Source organism: Leptothoe spongobia TAU-MAC 1115, from assembly GCF_018739885.1.
Taxonomy (GTDB): Bacteria; Cyanobacteriota; Cyanobacteriia; order Phormidesmidales; family Phormidesmidaceae; genus Leptothoe; species Leptothoe spongobia.
This window is the reverse complement of record NZ_JADOES010000015.1, coordinates 26,186-38,747: the sequence shown is the minus strand read 5'-3', so window position 1 is coordinate 38,747 and position 12,562 is coordinate 26,186. Positions and strand designations below refer to the sequence as shown.

Sequence of the window (12,562 nt, the reverse complement as noted above, 5' to 3'; positions counted from 1 at the left end):
TTGGCGACATGTGTTTTGAGTTCTGACAGACCCACCCTGCTAATCATCGACGGTCACTCCCTGGCGTTTCGCTCCTACTACGCCCACGCCAAAAGTCGTGATGGAGGACTGCGTACTTCCAAAGGTATTCCCACCAGCGTATGTTTTGGCTTTCTCAAGTCCATGAGCGACATGATGGTGGTCGAAAAACCCGACTACGCAGCTGTTGCCTTTGACCTCGCTCAGCCTACCTTTCGCCACGAAGCCGCAGAAAGCTACAAAGAAGGTCGCCCAGAAACACCCGAAGATTTCATTGAGGATGTCGAAAATCTTAAGCAGCTTTTGGCAGGCTTTAAGCTACCCATCCTCACAGCCCCCGGATTTGAAGCAGATGACGTCATTGGTACCCTCGCTACCAAAGCTGAACAGGAAGGTTATGCCGTCAAAATCCTCAGCGGTGACCAGGACCTATTTCAGCTAATTGACGATAACGAACACATTAAGGTGCTCCATTTGGGCAGTACCTTTGGCCGCACCAATGGTCTGGCCAAGGAATATGGCATTAAGGAAGTCGAAGAAAAACTAGGCATTAAGCCTAATCAGGTGATCGACTATAAAGCCCTCTGTGGGGATACCTCAGATAATATTCCGGGGGTGCGGGGCATTGGTAAGAAAACTGCCGTTAAGCTCCTAACGGAACACGAGAACCTGGAACGAGTCTATGACGCGGTGCCTGAGATGAAGGGCGCGGTGAAAAAGAAGCTGGAAACCGGCAAAGAAGACGCAGATAAATCTAAATATTTAGCCACCATCGTCACTGATATTGATTTGGATGTTGAACTAGCTGATTGCAAACTGGATGGGTTTGACGAAGGCAAAGTTGTCCCCCTGCTAAAAAATCTAGAATTTCAGCATTTTATTAATCGTCTGAACAAATTACAGACAGCATTTGGTGGTGAAGTTACCGCCAGACCCAAGCAAGTATCAACATCGGTTGAAGATGAGGAAACCGACTTTTTCACGGCAGAAGAAACGGATGCCGCCAGTGACGTAAAAGAAGTAGATATTCAGCCACAGATCATTATGACTGAGGCCCAGCTTCAAGCATTAGTCACGCAGTTAGAAGCTCAAACTGATGGCATTGTGGCGTGGGATACGGAAACGACCGCGATTGATCCGCTGGATGCTGAATTGGTTGGTATTGGTTGTTGCTGGGGAGAAGGGCCAGCCGATCTGGCCTATATACCGGTGGGACACCTGGCAGGAGATCAGTTACCACTGACAGATGTATTGTCTGCACTTAAACCGATTTTGGAAAGTGCTGACTATCCAAAGTCATTACAAAATGCCAAGTATGACCGGGCAGTGCTTAAGCGCCAGGGAATTGAGCTGACAGGGGTAGTATTTGACACCATGCTGGCCAGCTACGTGCTGAATCCAGAAAATAGCCACAATCTGACAGATTTATCATTGCGTCACCTGAATCTGGCAGCCCAAAGTTACAGCGACCTGGTACCAAAGGGCAAAACTATTGCGGATATTGCTATCGAACAGGTGGCAGTCTACTGCGGTGGGGATGTACACAGTACCTATCGGTTAGTGCCGATTTTACAGGCTGAATTAAAACAGGTGGATGCGATCGCAACTCTCTTCCGCGACATCGAAGTCCCCCTCGAAGTTGTTCTGGCCGACATGGAAGCCACCGGCATCCGCATCGACGAACCCTACCTTAAACAATTCTCAGAACAGCTCGAAACCGACCTGTACGAATTACAAATCAAAGCCTACGACTACGCAGGCGAAGAATTTAACCTCAGCTCCCCTAAGCAGCTCAGCGTTCTGCTGTTTGAAACACTGGGCCTAAATAAGAAAAAAACTCGCAAAACCAAAACCGGCTACTCCACCGACGCCTCTACGCTGGAAAAACTTCAGGGCGATCATCCAGTAGTGGACTGTATCGTCAGCCATCGCACATTGTCTAAGCTGAAATCCACCTATGTAGATGCCCTGCCCAAGCTGGTGCGAGCCGATACGGGCCGAGTCCACACCGACTTTAACCAAGCTGTCACCGCCACCGGTCGTCTATCCTCATCCAATCCAAATCTGCAAAATATCCCCGTTCGCACCGCCTTTAGTCGTCAAATTCGTCAGGCCTTCTTACCCCAGGAAGATTGGCTACTAGCCGCTGCCGACTACTCCCAAATCGAGCTGAGGATTCTTACTCACCTCAGCGGTGAGTCGGTCTTGGTAGATGCCTATCGCACCGGGCAAGATGTCCATAGCCTTACGGCCCAATTGCTACTGGATAAAGAGGAAATCACTTCAGACGAACGCCGCATGGGTAAAATCATCAACTTCGGCGTTATCTACGGTATGGGTGCCGTGCGCTTTGCCCGAGAAATGGGTGTCAGTCGCACCGAAGCCAAGTCATTTATCGATAAATTTAACCAGCGCTACTCGCGGGTATTTGAGTACTTGCAACAGATGCAGCGTGAAGCCATCGCCCATGGATATGTGGAGACGATTCTCGGACGTCGCAGATATTTCAACTTTTCTAGCAATAGTTTGAGGCCACTGAAGGGTCGATCTCCAGATGAAATTGAACTCGGGAAGCTCAAACCAGGTGGCTATGATGCAGGCCTGTTACGAGCAGCCGCCAATGCACCCATTCAAGGTTCCAGTGCTGACATTATCAAAATTGCGATGATTCAGCTCCATGAAGTTCTCAAGGACTATCAGGCCAGACTATTGCTACAGGTCCACGACGAACTAATTTTTGAAATTCCCCCCGATGAATGGCCAGAATTAGAGAAAAAAATCACCCAAACGATGGAATCCGTCGTGAAGCTATCGGTGCCCTTAAAGGTCGAAATCAACGCGGGCAAAAATTGGATGGACGCCAAATGATCTTAAGTTTAACCAAAACACTAAACCGAGTTGAAGCCTTATAGCTAGTTCATTTGCACCATTCAATCTAATGTCTTTGAAAGAATACAAACAAATGCGGCGTGTCGGAAAACGCCTCAGTGAAAAAATACCAGAGCAATATGGCTTAGAAACAGAGTTGCCCAGAATGATTCGAGTCATGGGTGTCGGCCAAGGCAAACGACTTGTTCTAGAAAACGAGGAAGAAGTCAACTTTCTAATAGATTTTTATTTGCACGAAATATTGTCCAACGGTCAGACTATGTTGGAACGATATCGGAGTGATCACACTCACTTAAAATCTGAAGAAATTTCCTATTTGGATGCAGCCAAGGCTTCTTATACATCCCTCTTTAAAATAAGCAGTGTCCATCCTAAGCAGAATTGTTTGACGGTTAATGATCTTCTCAATACTTCTGATCACCAACCTTTATCCGTAATCAATATCAATCTGAGTAAAACTGCCAAACCGGGATATGTCGTCTTCAGTCGATTGCTACCGTACAAACAGTTCAATGCGTTTTCGGGCATGTTTGCTGTGTTTGATGAAGGTAGCGATCGCGCACTTCTCAAGCGTTACAAAGTGATGAAAAAACGCATTAAGTCAGACCGTGAATCCGTACAACGGTTTGTAGCCTGTTTTAAGATCAACCGCGTGATAGGAATACCAATCTTCACGCGATGATGATTTACGGTCAATTGACATAACTGCTAATTCAGTTTTAATACCGCCATGAATGCCTCTTGGGGCACATCCACCGTACCGATTGCCTTCAAGCGCTTCTTACCTTTAGCCTGCTTTTTCAACAGTTTCTTCTTACGGGAAATATCACCACCGTAGCACTTGGACAATACATCCTTGCGCAAAGCTGGAATACTTGCACTAGCAATAATCCGACTACCGATGGCGGCCTGAATCGGAATTCTAAATTGGTGTCTGGGAATCAGCTCTTTCAGCTTTTCTGCCAAGGCCTTACCCACGTAATAAGCCTGATCGCGATGGACGATAGCCGCCAGCGGATCCACCTTGTCTCCATTGATCATCACATCTAGTTTCACCAGATAGTTCACCCGATAATCGATCAGCTGATATTCCATACTGGCATAGCCACGAGACCGGGATTTCATCTGGTCAAAGAAATCGGTTACGACCTCTGCCAGAGGAATTTCGTACACCAGGGTGGTGCGGCCTTCCGTCAGGTACTTCATATCCTTAAAGTCGCCGCGACGGGTCTGACACAAGTCCATCAGAGTGCCAACAAACTCTTCAGGGGTGAAAATCTCTACCTTGACGTAGGGTTCTTCAATTTTTTCCCGCTCTTGGGGCTCTGGTAGTTCGCAAGGGTTGTCAATATTCAGCACCGTGCCGTCAATCGTGGTAACTCGATAAACCACAGATGGCGCTGTGGTAATCAAATCCAGGTTATATTCCCGTTCCAGCCGCTCCTGCACAATTTCCATGTGCAATAGTCCCAAGAAACCACAGCGGAAACCAAAGCCCATGGCACTGGAGGTTTCAGGCTCGTACTGCAGGGCAGCATCACTGAGAGTTAACTTCTCTAGAGCATCGCGCAGATCTTCGTAGCGATCAGAGTCGGTGGGAAAGAGTCCGCAGAACACCATGGGGTTAGCTTCTACGTAACCCGGTAAGGGCTCTTCAGCTTTCTTTTTAACCAGGGTAATGGTGTCGCCAACGCGGGCATCGGCCACGGCTTTAATGGAAGCAGATATATACCCCACTTCACCAGCATGGAGTTCATCAACTTCGATCTGATGGGGAGCGAGTACACCCAACTCGTCGATTTCATATTCTTTACCGGAGGCCATCAGACGGATGCGATCGCGACGGCTCAATGTGCCATCCAACACCCGAAAATAAACAATCACCCCACGGTAGCTGTCATAGTAGCTATCAAAAATGAGCGCCCGTAGCGGCTTCTCCGTATTGTCCTCAGGCTCAGGGACAGTCTCTACAATAGACTCCAGAATTTCAGTAATGCCCAGACCTTCTTTGGCAGAAGCCAGAATGGCATTACTACAGTCCAGACCAACAATGTCCTCAATTTCCTTCTTCACCCGATCCGGTTCGGCACCAGGCAAATCCACTTTATTCAGAACCGGGATAATTTCTAGATCATTGTCCAACGCCAGATACACATTAGCCAGAGTCTGTGCCTCCACCCCCTGGGAAGCATCCACCACTAATAAAGCCCCTTCACAGGCAGCTAAGGCACGGGATACCTCATAGGAAAAATCGACATGTCCAGGAGTATCAATCAGATTGAGCACATACTGCTCTCCATCCTCAGCCAGGTAATTCATCCGAGCTGCCTGTAGCTTAATAGTGATACCCCGCTCCCGCTCCAGGTCCATCGTATCGAGCACCTGAGCCTTCATATCCCGCTCGCTGATGGTTTTGGTTTCCTGCAGCAAACGGTCTGCCAGCGTAGACTTGCCATGATCGATATGAGCAATAATCGAAAAATTGCGAATACGGGAAACGGGTACGTCGGTCATGGAAAGAAAATATACGGAAGGTAAATTATCAAAGCGCTTAGCTTATCTTAATGCTTCAATTCGATACTTTGCTTATCCTTGAGACTATCAGGGTAAGGCTACGGGCTCTGCATAGGAGCTTTAAGCGTCTATATTTTAAGCACCAACCATTTTTTCGATATGCCATTCTGAAGAAGGTTGATTGAAAGGGATGACCATTGGCTTAATCCCGTGACAAGATGAAAGATAGCCGTAGCGTCCTACCAACGGTCAAGGTTGGCATGTTCGACACAGCTACAATCAACAGCCTTGATAACCTCATGATTCAGCATGGTTTTAGAGAATCTAGAGGTCTTTGCATACTGCGAAGGAACAATATTGGTATAGATGTTGCGGATCTATACCGAGAAAACTCGTAAGCAGTTAAAGATAGGGCTCATAATTTCTGCCGGATTATGCGATCGCAAGTGACAGCTGACTCAGAACCTATGGTCGTCCCAGCCACAGTTGATAATTCGTCCCTCGAAGTCATTCATGATGCCAGTGGTCGAATTGTTGCTATTCATTGGCCTCATACGCTTCAGGAAGATTGCGATCGCTATTTGCATGAATCCATTAATAAACTCTTTGGCCCAGTAGCCACTGTCCCCTACCTCAAACGGGTAAAACAAGTCTTGACCGATGGTGAACCTCAGCAATTTCAATGCGTAGTCCGCTGTGGCCCTCATCCAGTCGGTCTAGACTTTAGCCTCAGTGCCACTGAGTGGCCCGATGCCCCTGGCCAAAAGCATCTCAAGGGACAAGGCTCAATCCTCACGATCGCTGGAGGGGTCAAGATGCCACAACATTTGAGCACCATGGGTATCGTGGCTGATCTACCCTGTGATGCTCAAGCCGGCCTACGGGCAAACCTCTCTAACTATCACGGTGTCCTCACCAACATCGCCTCTAATATCCGGAAAACCCTAGAACTAAAAACAATCTGGCAACAAACTGTCGACGGTTTAGGGAACCTTTTAGACCTGCACCGGTGTTTGGTCTGCGATTACTCAGTGGCCATGCAAACCTTGAATGTGGTTGCGGAATTCCACCAACCTAAACTAGAGCCATGCTTAGGCCAAACCTTTGAATTAGAAAGGAAAGCAGATTTTCGTTGCACCATCAACACGCTCAAACCCGTCTTGTCAGATTTTGAGCGAAAAGATAATGATTCTGGACCTTACACTGTTTTGACAGTAGCCACCTGTTATCGGGACGAGCCTAATAGCGTGCTGCTTTTACAAATGCCACCTGAGCGACCATGGCACCCCCTAGAAATCGAGCTGGTTAATGAACTGACCGATCAAGTAGGGACTGCCATTGCCCACGCTAAATTATTTGAGGCAAGTCGCACCCTAGCGGATGATCTCCAAAAGGTGAATGAGAAGCTCATCGATAAAAACGACGAACTAGAAGAAGCGAGACGCTACGCAGAGGAAGCTTCACGGCTCAAGAGTGAATTTCTAGCCAATACGTCCCATGAACTGCGCACCCCTCTCAATGGCATGATTGGGTTCCTGCGATTAGTGTTGGATGGGATGGCCGATGACCCAGAAGAGCAGGAAGAATTTATCGAAGAAGCCCATAAATCTGCCCTTCACCTGCTTAATTTGATCAACGATGTGCTGGATATCGCCAAGATTGAAGCAGGCAAGATGGAGATTGATCTGACTGCCATTAGCTTGCAGGAGCTATTTTGTGATGTCGAGAATTTCACGCGTCCCCAGGCCGAGCAGAGAGGGCTATACTTTGACATGAAGATGCCTGCAACCCTTGATGAAATCAAGCTGTATGGCAATTATCAACGGATTTTACAAGTTCTACTCAACCTGATTGGTAACGCCATTAAATTCACTCCTGAAGGTGGTGTCACCATCAGAGCTGAAGTCAAGCCTCAAAGCTTACGCTTCCGGGGACGAGTATGGCCTGGACATATCAAAATTAGCGTTGAAGACACAGGCATTGGTGTCTCCCTCGAAAAGCAAAATCGCCTCTTCCAAACCTTTAGCCAAGTAGATGGTGAACGTACTCGGCAATATGGTGGTACCGGTCTGGGACTAGCTATCTCCCAGCGCCTAATCGAGGCCATGGGCGGCAAAGTTCAGTTTATTAGTATGGGCGAAGGCCTCGGTTCTACAGTCACCTTCACAGCAATTTTGTATCAGGAGCCAGTCATTATGGCTGAGACAGAAGGCAAACAATCTGCATAGGCTGAACACTCAAAGGTACTTTGGGCGCTCTTGTTGAGCAAAGCTCAATCTTTGTGACAATGCGTCCCATTGCTCTGTCTCAATCAGGTCAATCATGGTATCCAACTGGTACCGATACTGCTGTAGCGCCTGGAGTAAGGCTAATCGGTTGTACTGGGCCATCATGGTACCCAATTCAGGATTTCCACCGCCTACGCGACTGGTATCGCAGAAACCACTACTGGCTAACTGCTGAGCGAGGATTTTGACACGGCTGTCAGACTCACCTAAACAGGTGTGGAGCAGACTAGAGCTCACCATCACGGGTAAATGAGAAATAGCAGCTACCGCCTGATCATGAGCCGTAGGTGTCGCTTTATAAACCTTGGCTCCAAGTTGAGTGGCGATCTCAAACACCCGATCCACCGCCGCTGACCGCGTTGTTTCCAGCGGGGTGATCACATAGGGACGCTGTTGAAATAGACCCGCTTCGGCAGCAACCAGACCAGCCTCGGCTTTACCTGCCATAGGATGTCCCCCAACAAAGTTCGGCCAAAGTGCCGTTGCCGCTGCTACAATCTCACCTTTGACAGACCCGACATCCGTCACAATAGTCGACTCTGGTAAGCACTTTGCTAATTTCTGCACGGTTGGCACAATGGTTGCCATCGGTGTGCAGACAAAGACTACATCTGCCTCAGCCATTAGGGTCAGATCGCAGCCAGCCCTAGTCACCACTCCTTGCTCAATCGCCGCACTCACAGTTGCCGTCCGTCGTGCCACACCGTAGACAGGATAGCCTAGCTGCTTGAGATCTATCGCTAAACAGCCTCCAATCAGTCCTAAACCAACGATTCCAATGGTACATGCTGGCTTTGAAGTGGAAGCAGAAATAGGCGGCACTGACATAGTTGAGAGACTCAATGGAATAGGCATGAAATATTCGGATATAGCGACCGACAACCTGCAACAAGTCTGTTAGCGATCAACCAAACACCCCAAGGGAGTATGTCACAATGAGACACAGCTTAGTGATGTCTAGTTGTTGAGTCGGCCTTGCCGATCCCCGAGAGATTCTAATCTCAAACGCTCTGACCGATAGTCTCCATGTCAGAGCCATCCCTCTCAATCAATAACAGCATCTAGCCAAGTTAATCATTACAGCAGCATTAGTTTTATAGAGAGTCACCGCAAACGTGATTGAGGCAGAGGTCCACCAGCTACTTCGAGAGTTTCTACGCCAGCAGGGTCATAATCAATGGCCCCATCACTTAACCATGGCGCGGCTGGTGGCCAGGGCCCTGCGGTTGGGACGTAGTGCTCTGCTCCAAATAGGCAGCACTGCAGCCTATCGAGGCTATTACCGACTTAGCTATTTGATGCCTGCTTTAGTATGGCCAGGCCCCATTGTTTTGGTGGTGCCCCATGCCATTCATCAGCAATTGGTACAAGACGAGATTCCGACCCTTCTGCAAACCCTACCGACCATCAAGTCTATTCATGTAGGTGAACGCTGGCCTAGTGAAACCTTTCAAGGAATCTTGATCACAACCCCCAGAGCTTGGTTATCAGCTCAGTTCAGCTCAACACAGCCATCCCAGCCGTCGGCACATGCCTTTCCTGACAATATCGTGACGTTGATCGATGGCATCGATCCTCTAGTGGACTGGGTACGTAATCAGCTTACCTACAGACTTGACGACGCGGATTGGCATCAACTGGGGTTGGCATACCCGAATCAGCAAACAATTATTCGCAATCTACGAGTCAAGCTGACGCATCTCGCTTTTCAACACCCTGCGAACCCCTATAGTGGCTACTTAGCTGATGACGAAGAACAGGCCCTCATCATCGAATTGTACGAGCAGCTATCGGAAACACCATTAGGTTTAGAAGCCTTACCACTGGCCTGGAAACAGTTTCGACAACAGTTAGAGCATGACAATGGCATGACATGGCTCCAGCTCAACCGTGAATTAGGCCAACTTTCATTGCAATGTGCTCCAGTCAACTTAGCGGAGATGATGCCCCCCATTTGGCAACGACAACCAGTGGTTTTGATTGGGGCTGCTGTAGATGAAGAACAACGGGCTGAGAGCTATCGCCAGCGTTTGGGGTTAGACGATATTACCTGTCTGAAGTTCACCCCTGATCGCCACCAAGATGGCATCGAGCTTTATACCCCAGATCAACTGCCTATGCCCAATAGCAGCCGGTTTCCCAATGCAATTCTGCAAGAGATTCGTAGCTTGTTGCAACTGCCAGAAACTCGCACCCAGCCAACAGTGATCTTAGTTGGAGATAATCCGCTGAAAGCTCAAATCGGATCGATTTTAGCGGCTGAATATGGCTCACGGGTGCAAGTTGAACGCGACGAGCTGTCTGAAAATGGGATTTTAGTCACCGGCTGGGAATTTTGGCAAGATTATCGACTCCGTTGCCCCTCTCCAGGATTATTGATCATTACTACATTACCGATCCCATCCCTGGAAAATCCTCTAGTAGCCGGGCAAGTGTCCTATTACAAACGAAGGCATCAGGACTGGTTTCGACTGTTTTTACTACCTACAGCGTTGCAGACGCTACAGCTTGCGATCGCACCCATCAGCGCACAGCAGGGAAAAGTAGCCCTCCTCGACAATCGGGTGAACCACCGCAGCTATGGCCGTACCATTCTCAAAACCTTGAGCCCCATAGCCCAAAGCACATACCTAGAACCCAGTTGGCTAACACCAGTAAACCAAGCGTTATAATCTAGACCAGCAAGACATTGAGTACAACACCATGGGAGAAGCTAAGCGACGACAGTCAAAGCTCGGAAAAGACTACGGTCAACCCGAACGTATTTTGCCTTGGCTCCCCATCACCAAACAACAATCCGCAGCCTTTGTCACGTGGAGTACCCGTGGAGCATGGGCTGGCATTGTTTTGATGATTGCCTTATGGTTCACCGTCAGATTTATCGGTCCTGCTTTAGGATGGTGGACGTTAGCTGAGTGAGCCACTAAACTCAAATTTATCTCCAAGACAATTCATACTTTTTAGTAAAACCGTTATAAAGAAGACCTTTTGTCTGGACAGATAAGCTTAAGGTAGCTATGGTATGGCTAATGTCATAGCTTAATGACTATTGCTAAAACAAATCAGTTTAGATAATAAAGAAATCTGAGTTGGCAAAAATAATTCTTTACAAATTTATTGACTAATGGGACCATTTCCCATAGGAGTGCCATCTTCATTAGTTAGATGGGTAACTTAAATAAGGCATCTTTCATTTAAGACGGTCTTAATTTACTAAGTTAGCTCGCCTCTAATGTGGGAACCGCCTCTCACTACCAACCAACGCATCGCCCATATCTCAATTAGCAAACGTTCGTATCGATAAGATCAATAATTTTCCACCTGAATTACCCCCATCGAGATTGAAGGTTAAGAAGAACTAATTACATACTTTATAAAAAACATTAAGCAAGATTTAAGATTCAACCTTACAATGTGACCGGTGGGAAGGAGAACGCAAATGTTTGTTCGACTTGCAGAGCAGCACCGCCAATTCGTAAAAGATTTGGTCCTAAACCTTAAAGCGCTAGCCATTGTCCTTGAAAATCAAGGTTATCTAGCGTCCTGTTACACTTGCGGTGATCAGCTCAATAGTGCTTCATTTATGGTCAGCCTTGGCGATGACCATTTGATTCGGTTTTTGGTTTCCGATTACGGCATTACATGGACAGAAATGCGCGATGATCGAGAGCTGATGAAACTAGAGGGGGCTGAAGCTATTAATCAGCTTCAGGAATTAGCCAATCTAGTCAAGTATCGGATTCAACCTGTTGAGTACCAGGTTGCGTATCGCTCAGCATAGGTTGCAAGAAGCTCAACTATCGCAGGCAACTTAGGTAACTGTGTGATGCCATGAAAATAGCAGATGATTTGTGCTGACTGGAGTTTGCCGCATTTGCTCTTTTGTCAGACTGTCTTTTGTTTGGAGACGCATTTTTGAGTTGGGAACATAGGTATATACAAGCAAATTCGGTACAGCTACACTATGTGACCCAGGGTAGTGGCAAGCTATTAATCCTACTCCATGGACTATTCGAGTTTTGGTACTCTTGGCGTCACCAGCTACCTTATCTATCTCGACAATTCAAGGTAGTGGTACCTGACCTACGAGGCTACAACGATTCTGATAAGCCGCATAATGGCTACGACTTGGATACCCTCAGTACTGATATTTCTGCTCTGATTCACCAATTGGGCTATGACAAAGCCCATATTGTTGGTCATGATTGGGGCGGTGCCATTGCTTGGAACCTAGCGCGTCGTTTCCCAACTAAAGTAGACAAGCTAGCCGTACTCAGTACTCCCCAGCGCTGGCATACTGCCCTGACACAAGGCATTTCCCAAAGCTGGGAACATGTACAGCGAAACTGGCACCTATTAGCATTGCAAACCCCAGGCTTGCCCCAGTGGCTGATCAAGGAGAATTTATCCTCCTTGTTAACATATCTCTTTCAGCAACAAGTTGTTAGAAAAAGCTCTTTTACCCAGGCAAATGCCGATTTATATCAGGCTGCACTACAAAAGCCAGGTGTGATACCGGCCTTATTACAACATGCTCGTCATTGCTTCAATTTGAATGATTGGATAGTCAATTGGATCAGTCCGTCACGGCTGTCTAATTCACCATTAGCAGCACCCACTTTAGTAATGTGGGGAGAAGATGATAATTTGGTATCCAAAACGGGCATATTCTCCCAAAGCCTATCTAATGAAATAATTATCAAACGTTCTATTCCTGACTGTGGTCATTGGATTCAGCAGGAAGCTCCCAATAGCGTCAATCGTGAGCTAATAGAGTTTTTAAGCTAGCTCAGCGTTCAGGAAAAGCTATAGGTCCTAGCATGAGATAGCAATTTCAAATCGCGCAAAGTTTT

At 47.5% G+C, this 12,562-nt stretch carries 9 protein-coding genes; 7 read left to right on the top strand and 2 right to left on the bottom strand.

The window, feature by feature from the left end; translation table 11 throughout:
* Window positions 1-15: 15 nt before the first annotated feature.
* Together polA and IXB50_RS09790 are read left to right on the top strand one after the other, a co-directional pair.
* On the top strand, window positions 16-2,886 hold the full coding sequence (gene polA, locus IXB50_RS09795; protein ID WP_215608779.1) for a DNA polymerase I: 2,871 nt from the start codon (window positions 16-18) through the stop codon (window positions 2,884-2,886).
* Between the two features lie 70 nt (window positions 2,887-2,956).
* Window positions 2,957-3,589: a hypothetical protein gene (locus IXB50_RS09790; protein ID WP_215608778.1), complete on the top strand. Its 633-nt coding sequence runs from the start codon at window positions 2,957-2,959 to the stop codon at window positions 3,587-3,589.
* Between the two features lie 26 nt (window positions 3,590-3,615).
* Here IXB50_RS09790 and lepA read toward each other — a convergent pair whose 3' ends face one another.
* Window positions 3,616-5,421, bottom strand: a complete 1,806-nt coding sequence (lepA, locus tag IXB50_RS09785) for a translation elongation factor 4 (protein WP_215608777.1) — start codon at window positions 5,419-5,421, stop codon at window positions 3,616-3,618.
* A gap of 467 nt (window positions 5,422-5,888) precedes the next feature.
* On the opposite strand from lepA, the gene IXB50_RS09780 reads away from it, so the two are divergent.
* Window positions 5,889-7,649 (top strand): ATP-binding protein, encoded by a 1,761-nt coding sequence (locus IXB50_RS09780; RefSeq protein ID WP_246564344.1) that lies wholly within the window; start codon window positions 5,889-5,891, stop codon window positions 7,647-7,649.
* A gap of 9 nt (window positions 7,650-7,658) precedes the next feature.
* Here IXB50_RS09780 and IXB50_RS09775 read toward each other — a convergent pair whose 3' ends face one another.
* Entirely contained in the window at window positions 7,659-8,537 is an 879-nt protein-coding gene (locus IXB50_RS09775) for a prephenate/arogenate dehydrogenase (RefSeq protein WP_215608830.1), read from the bottom strand.
* A 287-nt stretch (window positions 8,538-8,824) separates the two neighbouring features.
* Here IXB50_RS09775 and IXB50_RS09770 point away from each other — a divergent pair, with 287 nt between their 5' ends.
* From IXB50_RS09770 to IXB50_RS09755, 4 genes are all read left to right on the top strand, one after another.
* Window positions 8,825-10,381, top strand: a complete 1,557-nt coding sequence (locus IXB50_RS09770; protein WP_215608775.1) for an ATP-dependent DNA helicase — start codon at window positions 8,825-8,827, stop codon at window positions 10,379-10,381.
* A gap of 31 nt (window positions 10,382-10,412) precedes the next feature.
* Window positions 10,413-10,628, top strand: coding sequence for a DUF2839 domain-containing protein (locus IXB50_RS09765; protein WP_215608774.1), 216 nt, complete (start codon window positions 10,413-10,415; stop codon window positions 10,626-10,628).
* Between the two features lie 520 nt (window positions 10,629-11,148).
* Window positions 11,149-11,490, top strand: a complete 342-nt coding sequence (locus IXB50_RS09760) for a DUF1815 family protein (protein ID WP_215608773.1) — start codon at window positions 11,149-11,151, stop codon at window positions 11,488-11,490.
* A gap of 134 nt (window positions 11,491-11,624) precedes the next feature.
* Window positions 11,625-12,497, top strand: a complete 873-nt coding sequence (locus IXB50_RS09755; protein ID WP_215608772.1) for an alpha/beta fold hydrolase — start codon at window positions 11,625-11,627, stop codon at window positions 12,495-12,497.
* Window positions 12,498-12,562 lie beyond the last annotated feature (65 nt).

Coding starts and splice junctions, on each gene's coding strand:
- IXB50_RS09790 (WP_215608778.1), top strand. CDS start 2,957: ATGTCTTTGAAAGAATACAAACAAATGCGGCGTGTCGGAAAACGCCTC.
- lepA (WP_215608777.1), bottom strand. CDS start 5,421: ATGACCGACGTACCCGTTTCCCGTATTCGCAATTTTTCGATTATTGCT.
- IXB50_RS09780 (WP_246564344.1), top strand. CDS start 5,889: ATGGTCGTCCCAGCCACAGTTGATAATTCGTCCCTCGAAGTCATTCAT.
- IXB50_RS09775 (WP_215608830.1), bottom strand. CDS start 8,537: ATGTCAGTGCCGCCTATTTCTGCTTCCACTTCAAAGCCAGCATGTACC.
- IXB50_RS09765 (WP_215608774.1), top strand. CDS start 10,413: ATGGGAGAAGCTAAGCGACGACAGTCAAAGCTCGGAAAAGACTACGGT.
- IXB50_RS09760 (WP_215608773.1), top strand. CDS start 11,149: ATGTTTGTTCGACTTGCAGAGCAGCACCGCCAATTCGTAAAAGATTTG.